Annotated in this window: 23 protein-coding genes and 1 pseudogene; 15 read left to right on the plus strand and 9 right to left on the minus strand. The window is 43.0% G+C overall.

From position 1 onward, the window contains the following. The first annotated feature begins 3 nt into the window (after positions 1 to 3). The 3 genes from LRS05_RS01455 (at position 4) to LRS05_RS01465 (ending at position 1,847) form a co-directional block, all read left to right on the plus strand. Positions 4 to 438: a DUF3127 domain-containing protein gene (locus LRS05_RS01455; RefSeq protein ID WP_257866683.1), complete on the plus strand. Its 435-nt coding sequence runs from the start codon at positions 4 to 6 to the stop codon at positions 436 to 438. Positions 439 to 535: 97 nt separating this feature from the next. Next, complete coding sequence (locus LRS05_RS01460) at positions 536 to 1,303, plus strand: hypothetical protein (protein ID WP_257866684.1); 768 nt, start codon at positions 536 to 538, stop codon at positions 1,301 to 1,303. Positions 1,304 to 1,400: 97 nt separating this feature from the next. Next, on the plus strand, positions 1,401 to 1,847 hold the full coding sequence (locus LRS05_RS01465; RefSeq protein ID WP_257866685.1) for a T9SS type A sorting domain-containing protein: 447 nt from the start codon (positions 1,401 to 1,403) through the stop codon (positions 1,845 to 1,847). A gap of 263 nt (positions 1,848 to 2,110) precedes the next feature. Here the strand turns inward: LRS05_RS01465 and odhB are convergent. The 4 genes and pseudogenes from odhB to LRS05_RS01485 all read right to left on the minus strand — a co-directional run bounded on the left by odhB (position 2,111) and on the right by LRS05_RS01485 (position 7,742). Beyond that, positions 2,111 to 3,351: pseudogene (odhB, locus tag LRS05_RS01470) on the minus strand (2-oxoglutarate dehydrogenase complex dihydrolipoyllysine-residue succinyltransferase). A 51-nt stretch (positions 3,352 to 3,402) separates the two neighbouring features. Beyond that, positions 3,403 to 6,183, minus strand: coding sequence for a 2-oxoglutarate dehydrogenase E1 component (locus LRS05_RS01475; RefSeq protein ID WP_257866686.1), 2,781 nt, complete (start codon positions 6,181 to 6,183; stop codon positions 3,403 to 3,405). Between the two features lie 234 nt (positions 6,184 to 6,417). Further along, positions 6,418 to 6,771, minus strand: coding sequence for a hypothetical protein (locus tag LRS05_RS01480; protein ID WP_257866687.1), 354 nt, complete (start codon positions 6,769 to 6,771; stop codon positions 6,418 to 6,420). After that, positions 6,768 to 7,742 (minus strand): polyprenyl synthetase family protein, encoded by a 975-nt coding sequence (locus LRS05_RS01485; RefSeq protein ID WP_257866688.1) that lies wholly within the window; start codon positions 7,740 to 7,742, stop codon positions 6,768 to 6,770. Before LRS05_RS01485 ends, LRS05_RS01480 begins: the two co-directional genes overlap by 4 nt. Positions 7,743 to 7,881: 139 nt before the next feature. Here LRS05_RS01485 and LRS05_RS17180 point away from each other — a divergent pair, with 139 nt between their 5' ends. The 11 genes from LRS05_RS17180 (at position 7,882) to LRS05_RS01530 (ending at position 18,792) form a co-directional block, all read left to right on the plus strand. Next, entirely contained in the window at positions 7,882 to 8,040 is a 159-nt protein-coding gene (locus tag LRS05_RS17180) for a helix-turn-helix domain-containing protein (RefSeq protein ID WP_308224800.1), read from the plus strand. Then, complete coding sequence (locus LRS05_RS01490) at positions 8,037 to 8,489, plus strand: TetR/AcrR family transcriptional regulator (RefSeq protein WP_308224802.1); 453 nt, start codon at positions 8,037 to 8,039, stop codon at positions 8,487 to 8,489. The genes LRS05_RS17180 and LRS05_RS01490 overlap by 4 nt, the downstream gene beginning before the upstream one ends. A 69-nt stretch (positions 8,490 to 8,558) precedes the next feature. After that, complete coding sequence (locus tag LRS05_RS01495; RefSeq protein ID WP_257866689.1) at positions 8,559 to 9,152, plus strand: TetR/AcrR family transcriptional regulator; 594 nt, start codon at positions 8,559 to 8,561, stop codon at positions 9,150 to 9,152. 26 nt (positions 9,153 to 9,178) lie between these two features. Then, complete coding sequence (locus LRS05_RS01500; protein ID WP_257866690.1) at positions 9,179 to 10,564, plus strand: TolC family protein; 1,386 nt, start codon at positions 9,179 to 9,181, stop codon at positions 10,562 to 10,564. Positions 10,565 to 10,654: 90 nt separating this feature from the next. Continuing rightward, complete coding sequence (locus tag LRS05_RS17185) at positions 10,655 to 10,954, plus strand: hypothetical protein (RefSeq protein WP_308224804.1); 300 nt, start codon at positions 10,655 to 10,657, stop codon at positions 10,952 to 10,954. Next, positions 10,932 to 11,636, plus strand: a complete 705-nt coding sequence (locus LRS05_RS01505; RefSeq protein ID WP_308224806.1) for an efflux RND transporter periplasmic adaptor subunit — start codon at positions 10,932 to 10,934, stop codon at positions 11,634 to 11,636. The genes LRS05_RS17185 and LRS05_RS01505 overlap by 23 nt, the downstream gene beginning before the upstream one ends. A gap of 76 nt (positions 11,637 to 11,712) precedes the next feature. Then, positions 11,713 to 14,889, plus strand: coding sequence for an efflux RND transporter permease subunit (locus LRS05_RS01510; protein WP_257866691.1), 3,177 nt, complete (start codon positions 11,713 to 11,715; stop codon positions 14,887 to 14,889). A gap of 184 nt (positions 14,890 to 15,073) precedes the next feature. After that, positions 15,074 to 15,712 (plus strand): carboxypeptidase-like regulatory domain-containing protein, encoded by a 639-nt coding sequence (locus tag LRS05_RS01515; RefSeq protein ID WP_257866692.1) that lies wholly within the window; start codon positions 15,074 to 15,076, stop codon positions 15,710 to 15,712. Further along, positions 15,690 to 15,920: a hypothetical protein gene (locus tag LRS05_RS01520; protein ID WP_257866693.1), complete on the plus strand. Its 231-nt coding sequence runs from the start codon at positions 15,690 to 15,692 to the stop codon at positions 15,918 to 15,920. The genes LRS05_RS01515 and LRS05_RS01520 overlap by 23 nt, the downstream gene beginning before the upstream one ends. Then, positions 15,911 to 17,536, plus strand: a complete 1,626-nt coding sequence (locus LRS05_RS01525; RefSeq protein ID WP_257866694.1) for a TonB-dependent siderophore receptor — start codon at positions 15,911 to 15,913, stop codon at positions 17,534 to 17,536. The genes LRS05_RS01520 and LRS05_RS01525 overlap by 10 nt, the downstream gene beginning before the upstream one ends. Positions 17,537 to 17,592: 56 nt before the next feature. After that, positions 17,593 to 18,792: a PepSY domain-containing protein gene (locus LRS05_RS01530; RefSeq protein ID WP_257866695.1), complete on the plus strand. Its 1,200-nt coding sequence runs from the start codon at positions 17,593 to 17,595 to the stop codon at positions 18,790 to 18,792. Between the two features lie 46 nt (positions 18,793 to 18,838). Here LRS05_RS01530 and LRS05_RS01535 read toward each other — a convergent pair whose 3' ends face one another. Further along, the gene (locus tag LRS05_RS01535; protein ID WP_257866696.1) at positions 18,839 to 19,648 is read right to left on the minus strand and encodes a T9SS type A sorting domain-containing protein; all 810 of its coding nucleotides are present in this window, start codon (positions 19,646 to 19,648) and stop codon (positions 18,839 to 18,841) included. Positions 19,649 to 19,856: 208 nt separating this feature from the next. Here LRS05_RS01535 and LRS05_RS01540 point away from each other — a divergent pair, with 208 nt between their 5' ends. Then, positions 19,857 to 21,305, plus strand: a complete 1,449-nt coding sequence (locus LRS05_RS01540) for a glyceraldehyde-3-phosphate dehydrogenase (RefSeq protein WP_257866697.1) — start codon at positions 19,857 to 19,859, stop codon at positions 21,303 to 21,305. 249 nt (positions 21,306 to 21,554) lie between these two features. Here the strand turns inward: LRS05_RS01540 and rluF are convergent, their stop codons facing one another. The 4 genes from rluF to LRS05_RS01560 are packed head-to-tail and all read right to left on the minus strand — an operon-like array spanning position 21,555 to position 25,075. Further along, positions 21,555 to 22,301 carry a 23S rRNA pseudouridine(2604) synthase RluF gene (rluF, locus tag LRS05_RS01545; RefSeq protein WP_257866698.1) on the minus strand — a complete coding sequence of 249 codons (747 nt, stop codon included), beginning with the start codon at positions 22,299 to 22,301 and terminating at the stop codon, positions 21,555 to 21,557. Further along, the gene (locus tag LRS05_RS01550) at positions 22,276 to 23,163 is read right to left on the minus strand and encodes an alpha/beta hydrolase (RefSeq protein WP_257866699.1); all 888 of its coding nucleotides are present in this window, start codon (positions 23,161 to 23,163) and stop codon (positions 22,276 to 22,278) included. The genes rluF and LRS05_RS01550 overlap by 26 nt, the downstream gene beginning before the upstream one ends. Positions 23,164 to 23,197: 34 nt before the next feature. Continuing rightward, positions 23,198 to 23,977 (minus strand): zinc ribbon domain-containing protein, encoded by a 780-nt coding sequence (locus LRS05_RS01555; protein ID WP_257866700.1) that lies wholly within the window; start codon positions 23,975 to 23,977, stop codon positions 23,198 to 23,200. A gap of 3 nt (positions 23,978 to 23,980) precedes the next feature. Next, complete coding sequence (locus tag LRS05_RS01560; protein ID WP_257866701.1) at positions 23,981 to 25,075, minus strand: Nif3-like dinuclear metal center hexameric protein; 1,095 nt, start codon at positions 25,073 to 25,075, stop codon at positions 23,981 to 23,983. Between the last annotated feature and the right edge of the window lie 30 nt (positions 25,076 to 25,105).

Genomic DNA, 25,105 nt, shown 5'->3' on the forward strand with positions numbered 1-25,105 from the left:
ATTATGGAAGTATCAGGAAGGATCAAGATGATCGATGAGACTAAGGCATTTGGTGCAAACGGTTTCAGGAAAAGGGAAATGGTGGTAACTACCGATGAACAGTACCCACAGCACATCATGATAGAGTTTACGCAGGACAAGTGTGACCTGCTGAACAATTACCAGATAGGCGAACCGGTAAAGGTAAGCATCAACCTGCGTGGCCGCGAGTGGGTAAACCCGCAGGGCGAAACCAAGTACTTCAACTCGATACAAGGGTGGAGAATTGAGCGTGCACAAACTGATGCTCCGCAACAGGGCTACCAGCAGCAATCGCAATACCAGCAGCCGCAGCAGGGCTACCAGCAGCAACAATCACAGGCGCCGGTACAGCAGCGCGATTCTTTCGAGCCTGCAACAAATTACCGCGAAGAAGAGCATGACGATTTGCCATTCTAGGAAAATAACAAATTCCAAAATCAAATAACAAAGAACCCCGGATATGTCCTATTCGGGGTTTTGTTTTATTTATATATTTGGCGCAAAACCAATTGCAATGAAAAAACTTTTGCTATTACTTCTGTTTTGTACAACAGCCACATTTTCGCAAATAAATCTGCAACCGATTCCGCCTTATGCTATTTGCGAATATCCGTATGATGGCCAGGCAGTTTTTATTCTGAACATGCATACGCCGCAAGTTTTGGGAAGTCTTAATCCTCAATTATACAGCGTTGCCTATTTTCAAACATTAGCTTCTGCCCAAACTAATACTGGTGCATTACCAAATCAATATATTAGCAGTAGTGCAATAATTGCTGTAAGAGTTTGGGAAAATGCCAACCCAGCTAATTTTGATACTGCATCGCTTTTATTACGTGTCGAGGAAAATCCGCCCACAATTACCGCGACGCCAATGACATTATGCGGCAATTTTACAGGAGCTGCAACTTTTAATTTATTGTCAAAGGGGGCCGAACTTACTATGGGAAATCCAAATTTTACAGTAACTTACCACATAACGGCAGAAGCAAACTTTGGTGACCAAATTGCCAATCCATCAGCCTACACAATTACAACAAGCCCGAAGACTATTTATGCAAGGGTGAGTAATGGTGTTACGGGTTGTTCGTCCGTTTCAACATTTAATCTTATTGTGCAGCCAGCTCCCATAGCGCCGGTGCTTCCTGCTATAACTTCATGTTCGGGCACATATAACCTTACACTTAATAACGCTTTGCACAGTAGCGGGGCTACGCTGTCTTTTTTATACGAGTGCAAACAGTGCTCTAGACAATACAAAACCTATAACAAATCCTACTAATTATACTACGGTTCCCGGTACTGTTTATGTAAGATCATCATTGGGTACTAACCCTGAATGTTTTAGCATCGTACAACAAAACCTGTCGTTAAACAGTATGTTAGAGGGTTTCAATATCATGATTAATGGAAACACTGTAACGGTACAAGGGCCAATAGGCGAATACATGTACAGTATTGATAATAGTGTGCAGCAATCGGGCAATGAGTTTGAAAATGTCCCCGAAGGAAGCCATACATTAACAATATATGATAACTGTGGAAATATTAGGATTATCACGTTTTCGGTAACTCTGGGAACGACTGAAAACGTATTCAAATCTCTAAAATCTTATCCTAACCCTGCGCAGAACATCTTTACAATTTCAAACAATACAATAATTGATAAAGTAGAAGTATACAACCTGACGGGGCAGCTTGTGAAAAGCGAGACAATTAATACTGAAACGGCTGTATTAAAGATTGCGGATTTACAAAATGGAATCTATATGATGAAGGTAAATTCGGGCAATGCTGAAAAAACTATTAAGATGGTCAAGCAATAAGATGAATTTGAGTAGTGTTAAAATAACCACTTTTTAATTAACTATAACTTTAAAAATCTATATTTGAAGTAGGGTTTTAGCCCAAAAAATTGTTAAGATTAAAAAGCATATCCAATATGAAAAAAACTACCAACATTATTTTCGCCATACTGCTTATTATTGTACTGGTGATGTCATCGTTCACGTATTTGTAGAACCACCACTAAACCCTAATAAAAAACCCGCTTAGAGATAAGCGGGTTTCTTTATATATAAAACTTAAACTATAGCTCCAGTGCTTTCTTAGGATTGTTGTCCATAAGCAGTTCAGCAGGGTTTTCAAGGCCTTCTTTAACCGCTACAAGGAAACCAACCGACTCACGCCCGTCAATGATCCTGTGGTCATAAGAAAGCGCCACGTACATCATAGGGTGTATCTCTACCTTACCGTTTACCGCGATTGGGCGCTCAATAATGTTGTGCATGCCCAGGATACCTGACTGCGGTGGGTTGATGATTGGCGTTGAAAGCATACTGCCGAATACACCGCCATTTGTAATTGTGAATGTACCGCCCGTCATATCATCAACAGTGATCTGTCCGTCACGTGCACGTGTAGCCAGCCTTTTGATCTCTGCCTCAATACCACGGAAAGAAAGTGCCTCGGCATTCCTCACAACCGGTACCATTAAACCTTTCGGCCCGGATACAGCTATAGAGATATCAGCAAAATCATAAGATACTTTATGGTCGCCGTCTATCATCGAGTTAACATCAGGGAACAGCTGTAGCGCCCTTGTAACGGCTTTCGTAAAGAAAGACATATAACCAAGGCTCACACCGCCGTGCTTCGCTTTAAACGCATCTTTATACTCATTACGGATGTTGTTGATAGGCGTCATGTTCACCTCGTTAAACGTGGTAAGCATAGCGGTCTCATTTTTGGCAGCTACCAAACGCTCGGCAACCTTACGGCGAAGCATAGAAAGTTTCTGGCGCTCGCTGCCACGGTTACCGCCTGTTGGCGTACCCATAGACGGTACTGCGTTTACAGCATCGTCTTTTGTTATCCTGCCGCCCTTGCCTGTACCTGATACAGTTGCAGCGTCGATGTTTTTTTCGTCAAGTATTTTGCGTGCCGCAGGCGATGGTGTGCCTGAAGCATATGTTTTAGGCGCTTCCTCTTTTTAGGCTCAGCAGCCTTAGGAGCTTCTTCTTTTTTCTCTTCAGCTTTCGGGGCTTCTGCCTTCTCTTCTTTTGCAGGGGCAGCAGCGCCATCCGGCTTGGCAGCACCTGTATCAATAAGGCAAACCACCTGCCCTACCTTTACCGCGTCGCCTTCTTCAGCTTTCAGGGTAATGATACCGGCAGCCTCAGCAGGAAGCTCAAGCGTGGCTTTATCAGAATCAACTTCGGCAATTGCCTGGTCTTTTTCTACATAGTCCCCGTCTTTTACAAGCCATGTTGCAATTTCAACTTCGGTGATTGACTCTCCCGGCGAGGGCACTTTCATTTCTAAAATCATGTCAATATAATTTTATTGGTGTTGCTATTCTATTGAAAATCAAAAATACAATTAATTAAATAAGTTCTTGTCAAAAACCATGGCAATGGCTGCAGCATGGCGTTTTTTAGAACGGGTGTAGCTGCCGGCGGCCGGTGCACTATATGCTTTAAGCGATGCCACGCGGAATTTCACTTCATTAAAGTTCATCAGCATGTAGCCGTATGCACCCATGTTACGCGGCTCTTCCTGTGCCCAAACGTAATCATCGGCATTTTTATATTTAGCGATAGCTTCTTTCATTTGCTCAACAGGCAGCGGGAATAGCTGCTCTATTCTAACAAAAGCAACATCTTCACGGCCCAGGTTTGCTCTTTCGGCAACCAGGTCGTAGTAGAACTTACCGGTACAGAATACCAGTGTCTTCACTTTTGCCGGATCTGCGATCGGGTCGTCAAGCACTTCCTGGAAACTGCCGTTTGCCAGTTCATCTACAGTCGAAGTCACATCCGGATGGCGTAATAAACTCTTCGGAGTAAACACGATAAGCGGCTTACGGAAGTTCGTTTTCATCTGCCTCCTCAACAAGTGGAAGAAGTTAGCCGGCGTGGTACAGTCGGCCACATACATGTTATGGTTGGCACAAAGCTGCAGGTAACGTTCCATACGGCCCGATGAGTGTTCTGCCCCTTGGCCTTCGTAGCCGTGTGGCAACAGCATTACAAGCCCGTTCTGGTTGTTCCACTTATCTTCAGCAGCGCTTATGTACTGGTCTATCATTATCTGCGCGCCATTTGAGAAGTCGCCAAACTGGGCTTCCCAAATAGTAAGCGTTTTAGGGCTGGCAAGGGCGTAACCATAATCAAAGCCCACAACAGCATATTCTGAAAGCAATGAGTTGTAAATGTAGAATTTACCCTTTTGGTCTTTAAGCATGTTAAGCAACACCACTTCTTCTTCAGAATCTTCTACTTTCACTACAGCGTGGCGGTGAGAGAATGTTCCGCGCTCAACATCCTGGCCCGAGATACGCACATCATACCCTTCGGTAAGCAGCGACCCGTAAGCGAGTAATTCGCCCATAGCCCAGTCAAGCTTGTCGTTTTCAAACATCGACTTCCTGTCGTTGATGAGCTTTTGTATCTTATTGATGAATTTCTTGTCTGAAGGAAGGTTGGTGATAACATCTGCAACATCCGTCAATATATCTTTTGAGAAAGCAGTGTTTACTTTCTTTAGCATTTCTTCACTATCCGCCTGCTCAAAACCTTCCCATTCATTCTGCATGAACGGTGTAATTATAGTAAGCTCTTTTTTGCGTGATGCTTCAAGGTTCTCTTCAAGCAGCGCTTTATATTCTTTTTCAAGGCCACCCACATAGTTAGCATCAATCACACCGGCCGCTACAAGCTTTTCAGCATAAATGTCGCGCGGGTTTTTGTGTTTGGCGATTATCTTGTACAGCTTAGGCTGTGTAAAGCGCGGCTCATCACCTTCGTTGTGGCCGTACTTACGGTAACCCAACAGGTCAATGAATACATCGCTGCCAAACTGCATCCTGAAATCAAGTGCAAAAAGTACAGCGTGTACCACTGCCTCGGCATCATCAGCATTTACGTGAAGTACAGGAGACAATGTCACTTTTGCGATATCAGTGCTATATGTTGATGAACGTGCGTCAAGGTAGTTTGTAGTAAAGCCAACCTGGTTGTTTATCACCATATGGATGGTGCCGCCTGTACGGTAACCGTCAAGCTTTGCCATCTGTACAATTTCGTACACAATACCCTGGCCTGCCACAGCTGCATCACCGTGAAGTGCGATAGGAAGGACTTTCGAGAAATCATCAGGAAAATTCCTGTCCTGCTTAGCGCGGGCAATACCTTCAATTACCGCACCTACAGTCTCAAGGTGAGAGGGGTTTGGCGCCAGGTTCATGTTTATTTTTTTGCCCGACTTCGTAATCTTATCGGCTGTAAGCCCAAGGTGGTATTTCACGTCACCATCAAAAAGCGCATCGTCGTCATAATCTTTACCGTCAAACTCAGAGAAGATGTCTGATGTTGACTTACCAAATGTATTGGCAAGAACGTTAAGGCGGCCACGGTGTGCCATACCCATCACGAAATGCTCCACCCCTTTTTCGGCAGCGGCCTCTACAAGCGCATCAAGCGCAGGGATAAGCGATTCGCCACCTTCAAGCGAGAAACGTTTCTGCCCTACGTATTTTGTATGAAGGAAGTTCTCAAAAGAAACTGCCTCATTCAATTTTGAAAGTATATTCTTTTTCTGCTCAGCACTAAAGTCCGGCTGGTTGTGGTTCACACTCAGGCGGTTCTGAATCCATTTGCGCACTTCCGGGTCGCGGATGTACATGTACTCGATACCGATGTGCTGGCAATACACCATGCGCAGGTGGTCAACAATCTGTCTTAATGTTGTCGGCTCAAGGCCTACTTCTTTAGCAGCATCAAAAGTTGTATCAAGGTCGGCATCGCTTAGGCCAAAGTTCTCCAACGCCAGGCTTGGCTTGAAAATACGGCGGTCGCGCACCGGGTTTGTTTTAGTGAAAAGGTGGCCACGCGTGCGGTAGGCCTCAATCAGGTTGAATACCTTAAATTCTTTCTGCAGCTTTTCAGGAAGGCCTGAATAGTCTGACACCGGCTGGGCAGGTGCGTTTTGTGCGGTGGCTGTGCTTTCAAAACCATCACCGTAGCCGGAATTGGCAAAGTCGAACCCCTGGAAAAAACTCCTCCAGCTGGGCTCTACACTATCAGGGCTTATTAAGTATTGATCGTATAAATCTGCGAAGAAAGCCGTATTGGCTGCGTTTAAAAAGGAAAACCTATCCATAGTATAGTGTTTGTGGCCTTGATTTTATAAAATTTTACGCAAAAGTACAATAATTGTAATAATCTTTCATGTAAAATATGTATTTATATTGGGATAAACCGGGTTTAAAATGGATTTTGCTGAAGGGTTGTGAAAGGGAACACAAATTAAACAGATTTTGCAGATTTGAACAGTCAAAAAGGTAGTTGAAATCTGTTGATATCAGTCTAATCAGTTAAATCTGTGTTACTGTTTTCAATACCTGTTCCTGAACCACACCTTTTGCCATTCCCTTTTCAGGATCAAAAAAGTAACCTGCTCGGCCAATTCTGCAATGTCGGCTCCGTTCAGTGCTTTTATTTCTTTTTCGGGCACGTCAATGATGTAAAGCAGATTTAGATACTCGGCAAACTTTACTTGTATCAGCCTGTAAATCCTGTCCTGCAGGCCAAGTTTCAGCTCAATAGGTGCAATGTCGGCAGGCATGTCGAGCACTTCGTTTGCCAGCGTAAAGTCTTTATTAAGCTGCCGTACCAGTTCCATATACAATTTTTCTTTCTGGGCTTCGCTCAGCAGCAGGTCGGTATTTTGGGGAGGTGTAAATATCATACTTTTCGCTCCATTAGTTTTTGGGCAAATGCCTGTAATACAGCCTTATTCTGTTCCGCCATTTCCATCTCCTCAAGCGTTGCCAGTGCGCGTTGGGTATAATCATTAATTGCTTTTTTAGTAGCCTCATCAGCCCCGGTCGCTACAAATATCTCTTTAACGGCTTCAACTTTTGTTGCAGTATCTTCCGGATGTGTTGTAAAATAGTGTTGCAATTGCTGTTTCTGCTCACCGCCTGCATTCTGCAACGCCAGTAGGTATAGATACGTTTTCTTGTTTTCGATAATATCGCCCCCCACCTGCTTGCCAAATGTTGCAGGGTCGCCAAAAGCATCAAGCAAATCATCCTGAAGCTGGAACGCGACACCAAGATTAAGCCCGAATTCATAAATCAGGCGGCAGTTATCTCCCGTTGTACCTGCTACAATGGCCCCCATCTGCAAAGCCGCAGCAACCAGAACAGCCGTTTTATATTCAATCATTTTAAGATACTCCGGCAATGTTACATCATTGCGGTTCTCAAAGTCAACATCCCATTGCTGGCCCTCACATACCTCAAGCGCCGTTTTGCTGAACAGCTTCGCCAGTGAGCGGAACACAACCGGCTCGTATTCTTCAAAATAACGGTAAGCCAGTATCAGCATAGCATCGCCGGAGAGAATAGCCGTATTTAAATCCCACTTTTCATGCACGGTAATGTTTCCGCGGCGCAGTGGTGCATCGTCCATAATATCATCATGCACTAATGAGAAGTTATGGAACATCTCTACGGCAACAGCAGCCGGGAGCGCTTTTTTACAATCTGCGCCAAAAGCATCGGCAGCCATAAGGGTAAGCACCGGGCGCATTCGCTTACCACCGAGAGACAAAATGTAATCTATTGGTTCGTAAAGGCTTTTAGGCTCTTTAACAATGTGGTGGCTATTAAAGTAATCAGAAATTATATCGCCGTAGTGCGTTATTGGCTGCATGTATGTATTTTTTGCTAAGGTACTGGTTTCGGCAATTTTTAACAAACACAAAAATCGGTTTGACATTTTTGTAAAAACTTTGGAAACTTTTTGCGTATTAAAAGTTTCCTGTGTACTTTTGCTTCGCGAAAATGATATTATGAGAGAGATAATTTTAAAGAAAGCGAACGAGATGTTCCTCACATTAGGCTTCAAGAGTGTAACCATGGATGATATTGCCGCAGAACTGGGCATATCAAAAAGACAATTTACCAGCACTTTGCAAATAAAACAGAACTTGTTGAAGCCAGCACCATGAATTTGTTTGAGAACATATCCTGCGGTATTGACACTATCAGGGAACAGGGCCTTAATTCTGTTGAAGAGATATTCCAGATCAGGAATTTCATGATGAAGAACCTGCACAATGAAGATGCTTCACCATTTTACCAATTGCAGAAGTTTTTTCCTGAAATCTTTGCGCAGCTGCGATTAGCACAATTTGGCAAGATGCACGGCTGCATGATCGAAAACCTTCAAAAGGGGGTTGATGACGGTACGTATCGGGACGATATAAATATCGATTTTATATCGAGGATCTATTTCACGGGCCTCACGGGAACGAAAGACGATTCCATCTTTCCGAAATCGCTTTATAACCTACAGGATTTAACAAGACAGTACCTCGAATATCACCTGAGGGCGATTGTTAGCAAAAAAGGGCTAAAAATCCTCGAAAACGAAATAGTGAAATTAACAAATTCTTAACATTTGCTAAATTCAAAAGTGCATTAAATTTGCATTGACAAAAATGTCAAACAAAAAAGTTAAACAAAAATGTCAGCTAAAGCGTTAAGTGAAACTGAAAAACTGATTATGGATACGGCGATGAAGGTTTTTTTCGCCGAAGGCCGCTTCAATGCTACCACACAGGAAATTGCCGATGCTGCCGGAGTGAACAGGACGTTAATAAATTATTATTTCCGCTCCCGCAACAACCTTTTTGATATTGTGTTTGAGAATGCACAAAAACAGGAGAATGAGCTAACGGAGGCTATTGTATTCAGTGATTTGCCATTGAAGGAAAAAATAAGCCGCCACCTCGATATCTATTTTGAGCAGGCTAAAAAGTACCCATACCTCGAGATATATATGGTTACCCAGGTAAACCAGGGCAATTGTTTTAAGGATAAGGACACCATGGGCCGTGTGTTAGACAAATTCTACCTTGAGATTGCCCTTGAAATGGAAAAAGGCAACGTTGCAAAGATGAGACCCGAACAATTTGTACTCAATTTTGTATCGCTTATGGTTTTCCCTGTGTCAATGCGCCCGCTGCTTGAAGAAACCATGGGTATGAGCAAAGAAGCTTATGAAAAATTGCTCGAGGAGCGCAAGGAAATAATATTACAGACCCTATTTATAAATTAATCATCAATCAATAAACCGGTTATCATATGAAGACCAACCTTTTTAAAGGCATTTCATTACACAGGCTGGCTATTGCGCTTATACTGGTGCTCACAACAGGAATGTTGCATGCACAGCAAGTAAAAACGCAGCAGCTTACCTTAAAGGATGCCATAAATTATGCGCTGGAGAATAAAGCTGAGGCGCGAAAAGCAAAACTCTCTATTGAAAATGGCGAGTATGAGATAGACGAGATACGTGCTCGTGCACTTCCGCAGATCACGGCAAACGGAAACCTTACGTACAACCCTATCCTGCAGCTTACAGCTTTCGATGCAGGTGCGCTGCCTGGTGCGCCGGCAGATGCAGGTATATCGCTTGTACCATTCGGCCAGAAATGGGCATCTACAGCAGGTGTAAATCTTAATCAGGCAATCTTTGACCAGGCAGTATTTACAGGCCTGAAGGCTGCAAGATCTACCCGTGAGTTTTACAGGATTAACGCCCAGCTTACCGAAGAAGATGTTATAGAACGCGTGGCTAACAACTACTACCAGGTATTTGTACAGCGCCAGCAGCTTGCCGTGCTCGACAGTACGTATGCCAACACTACCAAGGTGCGCGACATCATAAAGGGCCAGTTTGACAACGGGCTTGCGCGTAAAATTGACCTTGACCGCATGAACGTAAACCTCAGCAACATCAACACGCAGCGCCAACAGATAATAAATGCAGTGCAGCTGCAGGAAAATGCACTGAAGTTTTACATGGGTATGCCTATAAATACACCAATAACACTGGCGCAGGAAAACTTTGACGTTACACCGATGAATCTTGATGAAGTGCCGGACACTACACAACGCACACAGTACCAATTGCTGAAAAAACAGGAAGAATTATTAGGGCTACAGCGCAAATCGGTAGTGGCAGAGTATTATCCGACTCTTTCACTAACAGCAGGTTACAACTATTTTGGCACAGGCAGAGAATTCCCGTGGTTTGCCAAACCGGCTGATGGTGTTTACTGGACAGACTTTTCATCTGTAGCGCTTAACCTTTCAATACCTATCTTTAACGGTTTCGGTACTAAAGCCAGGGTTAACCAGGCAAATATAAACCTGAAGAATACTGAAGAAGACCTGAAAGACACTAAACTGGCGCTTGACCTTGCTTTTGAGAACGCACGCACTCAGATACAAAACAGCATCATCACTATAAATAACCAGCGTGAGAATGTAACGCTTGCACAAGAGGTGCTTGACAATACACAGAACAACTACCAGCAGGGCCTTGCCACGCTTACCGACCTTCTTGATGCAGAAAACTCATACATACAGGCACAAAATAATTTTACCTCTGCCCTGCTTGACTATAAGCTTGCCGAGGTGCAGCTAAGGAAAGCAAAAGGCGAATTAAGAACATTTGTAAACTAACCCATACCATGAAAAAAGTAATATATATAGTAGTAATCCTTGCAGTACTGGCCGGCGGCTATTTTATACTGATGCAAAACAAGGAAAAAAATGAGGCTGAAAGTGCAGTCGTATCGCAAAAAAAACAGTGCGGTAGCAGTAAGGACAGCTGTTGTTAAGAATGAAACTCCTAACATGGAATACCTGGCTAACGGAACCTTTGAGCCTTCACAGCAACTGGAATTTCCTGCTGAAAATAATGGGCGCGTAGTTCGTGTGCTTGTAGATGAAGGTGATGTGGTAAGAAAAGGCCAGGGTCCTGGCAGTTATAAAAGGCGACCAGCTATCGGTAGAGCTTACCAATGCGCAGGCAGCTTACAATACTGCAGTGGCCGACAGGCAGCGTTATGAAAATGCCTTCCAGACAGGAGGTGTAACAAAGCAGCAGGTAGACCAGGCGAAACTTGGCGTAGCTAATGCAAAAGCCAGGCTTGACCAGGCAAGATTAAGCTTTGGTGATGCAAGCATCAAATCAAGCATCAACGGTATCGTGAATAAGCGTAACATAGAGCCGGGCTCTGTGGTATCTCCGGGTACAATATTGTTTGAACTGGTTAATGTATCAACGCTTAAACTGAAAGTTACAGTTACAGAGCAGCAGGTTGCTTCTCTTAAAACAGGAACTATTGTGCCTGTAAAAGCAAGTGTTTTCCCGGATAAAGAATTCAATGGTAAAATAACTTTCATCGCACCGAAAGCAGATGAATCACTAAACTTCCCGGTAGAAATCGAGATAACCAACAACACCAATAATCAGATTAAAGCCGGTATGTACGGTACCGCTACATTTGGCAAAGGCGAAAAAGCCGGTGCATCTGTACTAACAGTTCCAAGAAACGCTTTTGTAGGCGGTGTTGGCAACAACCAAATATTTGTAGTTAACGGTGATACAGTTAAACTCACAAAAGTTACTTCAGGCCGCATATTTGGCGAAGAGGTAGAAATACTGGGCGGACTTAAAGAAGGTGATGTTGTTGTAACCAGCGGACAAATAAACCTACAGGACGGCACCAAAGTGAGCGTTATAAAATAATAAGGTCAGCCCCCTAACCCCCGAAGGGGAACAGTTCCCCCTTCGGGGGGTTAGGGGGGCTCTTAAACTTTAGAAAATGAAATTAGCAGAAATATCAATAAAACGGCCAACGCTTATTATAGTGTTGTTCATTATCCTCACTTTAGGAGGGCTCTTCAGCTACAGCAACCTTAGCTATGAGCTTATCCCTAAATTTGAGATGAATGTGGTAACAATCTCTACTGTGTATCCGGGTGCGTCGCCAGGTGAGATAGAGAATACCGTTACCAAAAAAATAGAAGACGCGGTGTCGTCTCTGGAGCTTGTTAAGAAGGTAGAGTCAAAATCATACGAAAGCCTTTCTGTGGTGATGGTTACCCTTGAGCCGGAAGCTGATGCTGACTATTCACTGAACGATGCGCAACGTAAAATCAATGCAATTGAAAAAGATTTACCTGAAGATGCAGACCCACCGGCTTTGGTAAAATTCTCTTTAAGTGACCTCCCTGTTATAACACTTGGTGCCACTTCAAAAATTGATGAAGTTGAGTTTTATGACCTTCTTGATAAAAAGATAGAGCCAATACTTGCCCGCGTACCGGGTGTGGCACAGGTAACGCTTGTGGGTGGACAGGAGCGTGAGATACAGGTAAACCTTGATGCAGAAAAGCTAAAAGGTTATGGCCTGAGCATCCCGCAGATACAACAGGCAATTCTTGGCAGTAACTTAGACTTCCCTACCGGTAGTGTAAAGACGCGTGAAAGCTCAATGCTTGTGCGCCTTGCAGGTAAATACCGCACGGTTGAGGAAATGCGTAACCTTGTAGTGTCAGACAAAAACGGCATTCAGGTGCGCCTTGGGCAGATTGCCGATGTGCAGGACAGCCAAAAAGAAGCTGACAAAATTGCGCGTGTTAATCAGGGCAGCGCTATTGCAATACAGATAACCAAACAAACCGAAGCCAACGCGGTACAGGTAAGTGAGGATGTGCATGCTGCCATTGCCAAAATAGAAAAGGATTACAGCAAAGAAGGTCTAAAGCTTGAGATAGCTAACGATACTTCAGAGTTTACGCTTGTAGCTGCTGACGCTGTTATACACGACCTTTTCATTGCTATCTTCCTTGTGGCGTTTGTGATGTTATTTTTCCTTCACAGCTTAAGGAATGCGCTTATAGTGATGATATCTATCCCTGCATCGCTTATTGCTACATTCATCGGTATCTATTTAATGGGATATACCCTGAACCTGATGAGCCTTCTTGGCCTGTCACTCGTGGTGGGTATTCTTGTGGATGACGCAATTGTGGTGCTTGAAAATATTTACCGACACATGGAAATGGGTAAGAACCGTGTTCGCGCCGCTTATGACGGTACTGCCGAAATCGGGTTTACAGTATCGGCCATTACATTGGTAATCGTGGTTGTATTCCTCCCGATAGCTATGAGTTCAGGCCTTGTAAGTAACATCATTACACAATTCTGCGTAGTGGTTGTAATTGCCACCTTGCTGTCACTATTATCATCATTTACACTTATTCCATGGTTGTCATCACGCTTTGGTAAGCTGGAACACCTTACAAATAAATCAATTTTCGGCCGCATCATCCTTGGATTTGAGCGTGGGCTTGACCGATTCACCGCCTGGGTTACAGATATCCTTAAATGGTCGCTTAAAAGCCGGGGCACTAAATTAGCAAGTCTTGGTGTAGCTATATTACTGTTTGTTTTATCACTGTTTGTTGCAGGGACGTTTGTAGGTGGAGAATTCTTCGCTAAGCTTGATAGGGGCCAGTTTATTGTACAGATGGAACAGCCTAAAGATGCATCGCTTGAGCAGACGAACTTCATGACCCAAAAAGCTGAAAAATTCCTTGCGGCACAGCCGGCAGTAAAAAGTATTATTACTACCGTGGGCCAGACCAGCGAAGGTTTTTCGGGCGGTGTACAGGGTACTGCTTACAAATCTGAAATTACCGTAACACTGGTTGATGCAGAGAAGCGTGCAGACAACTCGTTTGTGTACGCAGCAAAAACCAAGCGTGAACTTGAAAAGGTTTTGGTGGGCACTAAAATAAAAACGGTGCCGGTAAGTATTATGGGTGGTGCTGATGATGCGCCAATTGCACTTACCGTAACAGCCAATGATCTTGAAAGTGCTATGGCATATGCAAACAAAGCTGCTGCCGAACTGGCCAAAATTGAAGGTGCCACAGAAATCAAGCTTACATCAGAGTCAGGATCTCCGGAAGTAAACGTCCAGGTTGACCGTGATAAGATGTCGGCGCTTGGCTTAGACCTGCAAATGGTAGGTTTAACAATGCAAACGGCTTTCAACGGTAATACCGATGGTAAATTCCGTGCCGGGCAATATGAGTATGACATCAACATTCGTTTTGGTGAATATAACCGTATGAATATAGACGATGTACGTAACCTTACGTTTGTAAACAATAATGGCCAGGAAATAAAACTGTCTCAATTTGCTTCGATTACTGAAGGTTCTGGTCCGTCATTGCTTGAAAGGCGTGACAAGAGTGCATCGGTAACAGTACAAGGCCAGTCTGTAGGGCGCCCTGTGGGCTCTGTAATTGCCGACTGGCAGGCAAATTTCTTAAATAAAGAAACACCTGCAGGAGTAAGCTATGTATGGGGTGGTGACATGGAGATGCAGGGCGAAGGTTTCGGAACATTGGGTATTGCCTTGCTTGCTGCCATAGTACTGGTTTACCTTGTAATGGTGGCGCTTTATAACAGCTTTGTGTATCCGTTTGTGGTATTGTTCTCGGTTCCGTTGTCATTCATCGGTGCGTTACTGGCACTTGCATTAACAAACAATTCCCTTAACATATTTACCATCTTGGGTATCATTATGCTTATCGGCCTTGTATGTAAAAATGCAATATTACTTGTTGACTTTACCAATCACAGGAAAGAAGAAGGCGAAACAACATTTAACGCGCTTGTACAAGCTAACCATGCCCGTTTGCGCCCTATCCTTATGACAACCATTGCAATGGTTATTGGTATGATTCCGATTGCACTTGCCAAAGGCGGTGCAGCAGAGATGAACAATGGCCTTGCCTGGGTAATTATCGGGGGGCTTGTGAGCTCGCTGTTTCTTACCCTTATCATAGTTCCGGTAGTATATTCTATCTTTGACAGCCTTATCCGAAGGTTTTCGAAAAAAGAACCTACTGACTATGCGGCTGAAATGGTTGCCGATTATGAGCACCGTGAACTGAGCGATGACGGTTTTACAACCAAGCATTAATTTCTTTACATATTATATTTCAAAGCCTCCTAATGGAGGCTTTTTTATGCTTTCTCATTAAGAATATACACCAACAACAAATGATAAGATTTATAAATTTATTTAGAATAATTAAAAATAGTTTGACTTATATAATATGCATGCCTACCTTTGCCGCCGATTAATAAAACACCCAATATACAACATGGATACCATTACAAAAAAGCTGTTGTTTTGCCTTTTGTTTCTTATACCGGTAATGATGCTGGCTCAAAGCAGGGGCAGTATCAGCGGTACAATCATTCTTAGTGATAATTCAGCTGCAGAAAATATTACTGTTGCATTAAAGAACACTGTATATTCTACAGTATCAAACGAAAGTGGCCAATATGAACTAAAAAACGTAAAACCCGGCACTTATACTATACGCATATCTTCGATAGGCATAACTACGGTTGAAGAGATCATTACAATAGCTGAGGGGGAATCGGTAAAACGTGATTTTACATTATCGGCAAACCGCCAGGACCTTGACGAAGTTGTTATAGAAGCAAATAGAGTTAAATATACCCGGGAAAGCAGTAAGGTTGTTTCAAAAATGCCTCTCAAAAACATTGAAAACCCGCAGGTATATAATACAATTACAGCCGAAATCCTTAAAGAGCAGGTTGTTACAAACTTTGATGATGCACTTAAAAATGCACCCGGTATTGACAAGCTTTGGGAATCTACAGGTCGTGGCAGCGATGGTGCAGGCTATTATTCGCTTCGCGGATTTGCAGTGCAGCCTACAATGGTAAATGGACTTCCTGCTATTACCAATGGCTCGCCGGACCCCTGCTAATATTGAAAGTATAGAAGTTATAAAAGGCCCATCGGGTACGCTATTTGGCAGCAGCCTAATATCATATGGCGGCCTTATCAATGTTAACACCAAAAGGCCTTTCAGCACTTTCGGTGGCAATATAAATTATTCAGGCGGTACTTATGGCCTTAACCGCTTTGCAGTAGATGTAAATACATCTCTTGGCGCCGAAAAAAGGTGGCAGTAAGGCTTAACGCTGCCCAGCACACAGAAAACAGCTACCAGGATGCAGGTTTCAGGAAGTCTTTATTTATTGCACCATCGCTAACTTACCAGGCTACAGACAAACTTTCGTTTTTTATAAACACAGAGTTTTTTGACGGACGCAGCACCAACCCTACAATGCTTTTCTTAGACAGGGGTATTGAGCTAAGGGTTAATGATATAAATGAATTTGGCTATGACCACAAGCGTTCTTACACAGGTAACGATCTGTATATAGATAATAATACCTTTAACCTGCAGGCGCAGATGAACTACCAGATATCTCCTGAATGGACATCGCAAACAGTAGTTTCAAAAACTTCAACAAAATCTGACGGATATTACTCTTATCTGTATGAAGTTTCGCAATTCACTACAGTAACTGAAGGTGTTGTTTTTGGCCGGTATATGAGCAAGCAAAATTCTGAAACTTATGGTACAGATATTCAGCAAAACTTTATTGGTGATTTCAGGATAGGCAATTTCAGGAACAGGGTTGTTGTAGGCTTTGACTATTTCAACCGTAACGTTGTAAACAACAGCAGTCCGTATGTGCCTAACGGTTACGTATATGTTGGCCGCAACCTTTCGCAATTTACAGATTTTATTACCGGGCAGGGCATTACACAGGCGGGCCAGTATGGAGATGATACAGGTATACTTACACAGGCAGGAACTGACGCATTGCTAGCCGACGGGCAAATAGCACCTTTAAAAACAAAAGAAGAAATTTTCAGTGCCTATGCCCAGGATGTGTTTAATATATTCGATAACCTTTCGGTTATGGCAAGCTTAAGGATTGACCGTTTTTCAAACAAAGGAAATGTTGTTACTGATCGCGATGATTTCCTTCAAACCGCGCTATCACCAAAATTTGGTATTATATTTCAGCCGGTGCTTGATAAGGTTGCCGTATTTGCAAACTATATGAATGGCTTTGTAAATGTTGCACCGGGCGAAGACAGGAATGCAGCAGGCGCGGTAACCCCAAGAACTTTCAAGCCTGAACAAGCCAACCAATTTGAAATTGGCACTAAACTGGACCTGTTTAGCAACAGGCTTACAGCAACCCTCAGTTACTACAATATTGAGGTAAGCGATATGGTATACCAGCTTTACAACGGCCCTGTTGAAGTTTCTAACATGCAAGATGGTAAACAACGCAGCAAAGGTTTTGAAGCCAGTATAATTGCAGTACCGCTAAACGGATGGAGCATACTTGCAGGGTACAGCTATAATGACAGTAAGCTATCTATGGGCGACCCATCTTTCGTAGGCTTCAGGCCGGAGAGTTCAGGGCCACGCAACCTGTTAAATTTCTGGACAAGCTATAAGTTTAGCCAGGGTGCGTTAAACGGATTTGGCCTTGGTTTTGGAGGTAATTACGCCAGTGAGAATAAGATATTCAACAGGAACGTAGGCTCTTTCACCCTGCCTGAATATGCTGTCTTCAATGCATCTGCTTTCTACACAATAAATGATTTCACACTTACCCTGAAACTTGACAACATAGGTAATGTAGAATATTATAAGGGGTGGTCAACCATCAACCCTCAAAGGTTAAGGGCATTTGCTGCAAGCCTTAGCTATAATTTTTAAACATTAAAATAAGCATCTTTTCTTCGGGGGAGATGCTTTACTTATACACCTGCCGAATGGTAAAAGACAAGAAAAAGAAAAAATCAAAATACTGGATCAGCAAGATCCACCTTTGGCTCGGACTTACATCCGGGCTCATTGTTTTAATGTTGTCAATAACCGGGTGTATTTATGCATTTAGCCAGGAAATAATAACCTGGCAAAGGCATGACGCTATTTATGTACCTCATGTAAAAGAGAAAAAATTGCCTGTTAGCGAGATTTGGAATAAAATGCACGCGGCAGTTGGTGACACGATTGACCTGGGCGATGCACATGTTTATAAAGATCCTGCACGCTCAGTGGAATTTCATTGCTATAAGGTAAATGAGAATACTGAATCAATTTGGTATTTTGATAAAATTGATTACTACTACCACATATATGTAGATCCGTATACAGGTAAAATCCTGGGTATTTATAACGAAGAAAAAGATTTTTTCAACATAGTGAAAATGCTGCACTGGAGCCTTTTGCTCACCGATGATATTGGCCAGCCAATTGTTGGTTACGCCACATTGATATTTGTTGTGATGCTTATTACCGGCATTATATTGTGGTGGCCTAAAAACAAAGCATCAAGGAAACAGCGCTTCAGGTTTATATGGAAAGATTCAACAAAATGGCGCCGGAAGAATTATGACATTCACAACATATTCGGTTTTTACATTTCTTTTATAGCCATAATTGTAGCCTTTACAGGTATGGTTTGGGCTTTTACATGGTTTAAGGCAATTGTGTATGTCGCCGGCGCCCAAAGCACAACACCACCCGTAGAAGTTATTAAAAAATCTGAAGCGCCCAAAGGTGATACCGATGTAGCGCTGGAAAAAGCTTATGCATATACGGTAAAAAACTTTAATGATGCGGCAGGCCTAAGCATTGGCAAACCCGCCGACCCTAAAGCAGCTATCGATGTGTATGTACAGCAATATCCGGGGCTGTATTATGTATACCATCACTTGCAGTTTGACCAGTACTCCGGAAAACTTCTCCATACAGAGCACCACAAAGAGCGGAACTTTGGCGAAAAATTGATTATGGCCAATTATGATGTACACGTGGGCGCCATACTTGGCATTCCCGGTAAAATAATTGCGTTCATAGCCAGTTTTATCTGCGGTATGCTGCCTGTTACAGGTTTCATTATCTGGTGGGGAAGAAAGAACAAAAAGGAGAAAAAGAATAAATTGAAAAAGGGGCTGTCTCAAAAGTGAGGCAGCCCTTACTTTTTAAACATAAGCGCCATGTTCAAGAGAGGTTTTATTGCTTCATGATATTCAGTGTTTCAATCCTGTCGGCAGCGCGCAGTTTTATCATATAATTTCCGTAAGCAAGTCCTGAAATATCAAGGCGCGTACCATTGCCGTCTATATCTCGTACTGTTACCTGCTGGCCCTGCATATTAAAGATCGCCCATTCATCAACAGGAGCATTAAATTCCAAATGCAGATAGTTATCACCCGGATTGATATATGCCGATGCCAGGGTATTTCCTGAAAGGGTTTCTGCTAACACCCCCTGCACTGCACTTATCTCATCAACATAAACATAGTAGTCAGTATTAAAAGCTGTTCCCGGTACGGCAGAAAATCTGAGGAAAAGCTGCTGGCCTTCGGGTACTTGCACATTTGCTGTCCTGTGTATGCAATCAGCTGTAGGTGTATAGTTTGATATATCTATCCTGTCAATTATTGCCCAGGGCCCATTTGCGCTAACACCCGTTTCAAGTGTTATGCGGCCAAAATCGGTATTTGGGAGCGCATACTGTGGTACCGCAGCATCATAGGCTAAAAGCCTGATATTGTATTGCAGCAGCGCATTGCTCCCGTCACTCACCCCAAGCGGAGCAGACACAGCTGTTATTGTCTTATTTTGGGAAATACTTTTGTTGACCCGCGCACGTATAGCGCCATTGCCTGAGCAATCTGCCACAGATGTTGTTTCAAAACCACTACCCGTCCAGCCTACGGCACCATTGGAAAAGTTTTCCTGATAGTCTATTTGTGCATTTGCTATCTGTATAACAACCAGCAAAATATATAATAACTTATTGTTGTATAAAGTGTTCATAGCTAAAGTTTTTATATTATAAAATTATCATTCAAATGCTAAAATTTCTGCCAAAATTTCTGCCTTAACTTAAGATTATCATTCAGGTGAAAAGCTTTTATGTCTGATTTGTATACTTTTCGCAAATCGTTGCATGTTGTAGCCTTTTTATTTTACGAAAACGTTTGAAATCTATACTTTTGCAGCAGTCAAACAACAACTACACTTCATGAACAACAACGTTTTATACGAAAAAGAGCTGTCTTTCCAGGCCGACAGGCGCCGCGCGGCAGTTGAGTTTATCAAGATCGTAAGCGATCTATGGTATGAAAAATCTATCGAAATGGTACTCTTCCGTAACCAGCTGATAGACCGCAATGTTAGTGACATTATGAACCTGCATGAATATGCCGGCGAATTTGTACAGAAGCCTATCAATGTTTTTGACTCCGTTGAGATTGCGAGGGCAATTGAAAGCCTTGACTTACCGCCTTCACGTATAGATATTGGCCGCCTTACTTATGAGTATCACCTTGAAGATGACAAGTATAACGATGCTAAAGCATTTGTAATTGATAAGCTTAAAGGCGCAAAAGCAAGCAAAAACATACAGCCTAAAGATGTTGTGCTTTATGGTTTTGGGCGTATAGGAAGGCTTCTTGCCCGCGAAATGATGAGCAAGATAGGCAAAGGCACACAGCTGCGCCTAAGAGCTATTGTAGTTCGTGATAAGAGTGATGCCACATTACTTGAAAAACGTGCTTCACTTCTGCGTTATGACTCTATACATGGTGATTTCCAGGGCAGCGTTGTTGCCGACCCGGAGAATAATGCGCTTATTGTAAATGGCACTACGGTACATATAATCACTGCCAGTCAGCCTGAAGATATTGACTATACAAAATATGGTATTGAAAATGCCCTGCTTATAGATAATACAGGCGCTTTCACAACTGAAGAAGCACTGAAACGCCACCTTACTTCTAAAGGTGTGGAGAAGGTGCTGCTTACTGCTCCCGGTAAAGGTGTGCCGAATATTGTTTACGGTGTTAACCACGAAGAACACAATCCTGAGAAAGTAGACATTTACTCGGCTGCTTCTTGTACAACCAATGCTATCACGCCTATTCTTAAAGCGGTTGAAGATACACTTGGTGTTGTAAAAGGCCACCTTGAAACGATTCATGCATATACAAACGACCAGAACCTGGTTGATAATATGCATAAAAAATACCGCCGCGGGCGTGCTGCAGGCCTTAACATGGTTATTACTGAAACCGGTGCCGGCAGTGCAGTAGCAAAAGCTTTACCGTCACTTGCAGGCAAGCTTACCAGCAATGCCATCAGGGTACCGGTACCAAACGGATCTTTGGTGGTGCTTAACCTTGAGGTTGAAAAGCCTACATCTGTTGAGGAAATCAACGAAATTATGAAGCGTTATGCTCTTGAAGGTGAACTTGTTGAGCAGATTAAGTACTCTATGAACAACGAGCTTGTATCAAGCGATATCGTAGGTACGGCACAACCTTCAATTTATGACAGCAACGCTACGATTGTGAGCTCTGACGGAAAGAACATCGTACTATATGTGTGGTATGATAATGAGTACGGCTACAGCCACCAGGTAATACGCCTTGCAAAATACATTGCAAAAGTAAGGCGCTTTACTTACTACTAGGAGAACCTAACTAACCCAATTTTTATGTGAAGAATCCGCTACCTGAAAAGGTGCGGATTTTTTGAATTTAAAGGAACAAGGATTGAACAGATTTGACTGATTGCCACAGATTTCATTTAAGCTGTCAAGTGTACTGCCAGGCTTGGACAGGCTCAGCATGACTGACTCAGATAGCAGAGGAAAGCCGTCATTCTGAGCTTGTCTAGGGCGCATTATGAGGAAGCTAAATTTGTGGCTTATGCCTTATGACTATTTTCTTGTTCGGGGCAAACTCGCCTCCTCAGTTTTGCTTGACGGCTCAATCAGCTGATTAAGCTGCTTTATCTCTGCAGGTGTGAGTTCGCGGTAACGCCCTTTTGGCACATCAAGCGATATATTGATGATACGGATACGTTTCAGTGCAGTTACTTCGTAGCCAAGATATTCACACATACGGCGTATCTGGCGGTTTAAGCCTTGTGTTAGGATTATCCTGAAAACATATTTGCTCACCTGCTCTACCTCACACTCACGAGTAATAGTGTCAAGAATCGGTACACCTTTACTCATCCGCTGTATAAACCGGTCGGTAATAGGCTTATTAACCGTAACAATATATTCTTTCTCATGATTGTTGCGCGCGCGAAGTATCTTGTTTACTATGTCGCCGTCATTCGTCATGAAAATAAGGCCTTCACTGGCTTTATCAAGGCGTCCTACAGGGAATATGCGCGTGGGGTAATTAATGTAATCAACGATGTTATTACGCACATCGGGATTTGTAGTGCATTCAATACCTACAGGTTTATTAAATGCCAGGTAAATCAGCTTATTGGCTTTGGCGCCGATCAATTCACCATCAACACGCACTATATCATCAGGGGCAACTTTTGTACCCATTTCAGGCACCTTGCCATTAAGGGTAACACGGCCTTCTTCAATCAGCCTGTCAGCCTCACGGCGGGAGCAAAATCCGGTTTCAGATATGTATTTATTCAGGCGTTTCAGTTCTTCCATCCGGCAAAGTTACAGCTTTTGCATCAAAAAGAAATGCTATGATCTGCTTGTACAAAACAGCATCATGCAGGCTGTGCCCCAGCCCATTTGTTGTAATAAATTCTGCGGACGGCCATGCCTCTGCAATCTTTTCAGCTTCGGCATAAGCAACAATCTCATCATCACAGTCGTGAACCAGTAAACCTTCAGTTTTCAGTTCTTTTGCAAAAAGCCCGCAGCTAAATTCTTCAGTGTTAATTTTAAACTGCGTTTTGAAATGAGTGTCCATAAGCAGCCGTACCCTTTCATTTAACCCCAGCATAGTGCGGTAATTGAGCAGGATGGTGTCAAGGTCACACGGCGCACCGAGTATCACCATCTTTTTTATGCTGTTGTATGGGTGGCGTGATTGATAATAAAGTGATGTAGCGCCGCCGAGTGAATGCCCCACAAGGTATTGCGGTGTGTACCGGCGTACTACGATATCTACGAAATCAGCATAGCCCGGAATATTGAATGATGTACCTGACGAAAGCCCGTGTGCAGGGGCGTCAAGCGCCATTACCGTACAGCCTGTGGGTCGAAGATAGTCCAGCATCTGTTCCCAGCGTGAGGCGTTGCTCTCCCATCCATGAACAAGTAATACTGTTGTTGCGTTACCCTTCCATCTATATAGTGTAATATGTGCATCACCGTCATAAATTACTTCGGCTTCTGCCTGCTGCAATACTTCCGGCAGCGCATCCTTTAAGAGCCTGCCATCCCTTGGTTCACTAAAGAACTTATATGCCATTTTTGTAGCTCTTTCAGGGCTTATGTAACCCAATAGGTTTATATAAGCGCCAAGGCTGCGTTTTATTAGGGTGGAAAGGAATTTGGGCATGTATAAAAAAATCCCGCCGAAGCGGGATAGTGCATTATATGTTAGCGAACATCTGTTCCATTTTCTCTCTTTCTTCTTCAGCAAGCGAGCTGTCTACAAGAATCCTTCCGCTATGCTCATCAGTAATGATCTTTTTGCGTGAAGCAATTTCCATTTGTGTTTGAGGCGGGATGGTGAAGAACGATCCTGCTGAAGCTCCCCTTTCAATAGAAACTACCGCAAGGCCGTTACGCACGCTGCCACGGATGCGCTTGTAAGCCGCAATAAGCCTGTCTTCTATCTGCGAAGCGAACTCTTCAGATTTAGCTATAAGGAACTGCTCTTCTTTCTGAGTTTCAGCCATAATAGCATCCAGCTCAGATTTTTTGTGGCCAAGATGGGTTGACTTAGCCTCAAGTTTTTCTTCGCTTTGCGCGATAACTTCTTTCTTATGCTCAATAGAAGCTTTCATCTCTTTGATGTGCTTTTCTGCAAGCTGTATCTCAAGTTCCTGGAATTCAATTTCTTTGCTTAGTGAGTTGAATTCCCGGTTATTGCGAACATTTTTCTGTTGCTCAGTATACTTTTTAATAGCGGCCTGGTGCTCTTCAATAGCGCTCTTTTTGTCGCGTATCTGGTCATTGATGGTCTCAAGGTCAGCCTTCAGCTTTTCAAGCCTTGTGGTAAGCCCGGCAACTTCATCTTCAAGATCCTCCACTTCAAGCGGCAGTTCGCCCCTTACATTGCGTATTTCGTCAATCCTTGTATCGATTAACTGTAAATCATAAAGTGCCCTTAGCTTCTCTTCCACACTTAATTCCTTGGTATTCGCCATAATTTAAAAGTACTTAACTGGATTTGTATTTTCTTCCGATAAAATGATTGCAAAATTAGGCATTTTTTTCGTAAGATAATCAACTATATAATTTTTTGTATAACGTTCTGATTCATAATGCCCTATATCCGCCAGAAGCAACTTTCCCTCCGCTTCATAAAAATTATGATATTTCAGGTCGGCAGTGAGATAAGCATCTGCGCCTGATGCAATTGCATTTTTTATTGCAAAAGCGCCCGAACCGCCAAGCACGGCCACTTTTTTAATTTTTTTGCCGGTAAAAGCCGTGTGCCTTATGCCGCCTGTTTGCATTTTGTCCCTTACAAGGCCAAGAAATTGCATCTCATCCATAGGCACTTCAAACTCACCTGTCATACCCAGGCCAATATTTTGATGACTGTTTTTCAGGCCGTATAACTCATAGGCAACTTCCTCATAAATATGGTTTTGAAATAGCGCTTTCAGGATTTTGCCCTCAAGGTGCTTTTCAAAAGTAACTTCAATTTTAACCTCTTTCGCTTCAACAAATTCACCCACATTACCCATTACAGGGTCACTGCCGGCATTGCCCTGGTATGTACCTATACCCTGCGAATTAAAGCTGCAATTTTCATAATTTCCAATCTGTCCGGCACCTGCATCAAATAAGGCATTGCGTAATTTTACAGCATTTTCGGGAATGGTGTAAGTCACCAGTTTTGTAATGAAGTTATCTTTTGGCACTAGGACTTTAGTATTGTTAAGCCCCAGCGCATTACACATTATCTTATTCACACCCTCTTTATGATTATCAAGGGCTGTGTGCACCGCATATATGGCAATGTCGTTCTTAATAGCTTTGATTACAGACCACTCTACATAAGTTTTGCCTGTAATTTTCTTTAGTCCGGAAAACAATATAGGATGAAAACATACTACCATATTACACTTTTTGGCAATAGCCTCATCAATAACAGTTTCAAGCGCGTCATGGCATACAAGCACCCCTGTTGCTTCAGCTTCTGCGTTGCCAGCAAGCAGCCCAACATTATCAAAATCTTCAGCGTAAGCCAGCGGCGCCATGGCTTCAAGATGTGAAATTATTTCTTTAATTTTCATAGGGCTAAAATACTGTTTTAAATATTCTCT

Source organism: Flavobacterium sp. J372 (assembly GCF_024699965.1).
In the GTDB taxonomy this organism is placed as follows: domain Bacteria; phylum Bacteroidota; class Bacteroidia; order Flavobacteriales; family Flavobacteriaceae; genus Flavobacterium.

Coding starts and splice junctions, on each gene's coding strand:
- LRS05_RS01535 (WP_257866696.1), bottom strand. CDS start 19,648: ATGAACACTTTATACAACAATAAGTTATTATATATTTTGCTGGTTGTT.
- LRS05_RS01465 (WP_257866685.1), top strand. CDS start 1,401: ATGTTAGAGGGTTTCAATATCATGATTAATGGAAACACTGTAACGGTA.
- LRS05_RS01455 (WP_257866683.1), top strand. CDS start 4: ATGGAAGTATCAGGAAGGATCAAGATGATCGATGAGACTAAGGCATTT.
- LRS05_RS01560 (WP_257866701.1), bottom strand. CDS start 25,075: ATGAAAATTAAAGAAATAATTTCACATCTTGAAGCCATGGCGCCGCTG.
- LRS05_RS01480 (WP_257866687.1), bottom strand. CDS start 6,771: ATGATATTTACACCTCCCCAAAATACCGACCTGCTGCTGAGCGAAGCC.
- LRS05_RS01475 (WP_257866686.1), bottom strand. CDS start 6,183: ATGGATAGGTTTTCCTTTTTAAACGCAGCCAATACGGCTTTCTTCGCA.
- LRS05_RS01555 (WP_257866700.1), bottom strand. CDS start 23,977: ATGGCGAATACCAAGGAATTAAGTGTGGAAGAGAAGCTAAGGGCACTT.
- LRS05_RS01515 (WP_257866692.1), top strand. CDS start 15,074: ATGGATACCATTACAAAAAAGCTGTTGTTTTGCCTTTTGTTTCTTATA.
- LRS05_RS01510 (WP_257866691.1), top strand. CDS start 11,713: ATGAAATTAGCAGAAATATCAATAAAACGGCCAACGCTTATTATAGTG.
- LRS05_RS01520 (WP_257866693.1), top strand. CDS start 15,690: ATGGCTCGCCGGACCCCTGCTAATATTGAAAGTATAGAAGTTATAAAA.
- LRS05_RS01490 (WP_308224802.1), top strand. CDS start 8,037: ATGAATTTGTTTGAGAACATATCCTGCGGTATTGACACTATCAGGGAA.
- LRS05_RS01530 (WP_257866695.1), top strand. CDS start 17,593: ATGGTAAAAGACAAGAAAAAGAAAAAATCAAAATACTGGATCAGCAAG.
- rluF (WP_257866698.1), bottom strand. CDS start 22,301: ATGGAAGAACTGAAACGCCTGAATAAATACATATCTGAAACCGGATTT.
- LRS05_RS01500 (WP_257866690.1), top strand. CDS start 9,179: ATGAAGACCAACCTTTTTAAAGGCATTTCATTACACAGGCTGGCTATT.
- LRS05_RS01540 (WP_257866697.1), top strand. CDS start 19,857: ATGAACAACAACGTTTTATACGAAAAAGAGCTGTCTTTCCAGGCCGAC.
- LRS05_RS01550 (WP_257866699.1), bottom strand. CDS start 23,163: ATGCCCAAATTCCTTTCCACCCTAATAAAACGCAGCCTTGGCGCTTAT.
- LRS05_RS01495 (WP_257866689.1), top strand. CDS start 8,559: ATGTCAGCTAAAGCGTTAAGTGAAACTGAAAAACTGATTATGGATACG.
- LRS05_RS17185 (WP_308224804.1), top strand. CDS start 10,655: ATGAGGCTGAAAGTGCAGTCGTATCGCAAAAAAAACAGTGCGGTAGCA.
- LRS05_RS01485 (WP_257866688.1), bottom strand. CDS start 7,742: ATGCAGCCAATAACGCACTACGGCGATATAATTTCTGATTACTTTAAT.
- LRS05_RS17180 (WP_308224800.1), top strand. CDS start 7,882: ATGAGAGAGATAATTTTAAAGAAAGCGAACGAGATGTTCCTCACATTA.
- LRS05_RS01460 (WP_257866684.1), top strand. CDS start 536: ATGAAAAAACTTTTGCTATTACTTCTGTTTTGTACAACAGCCACATTT.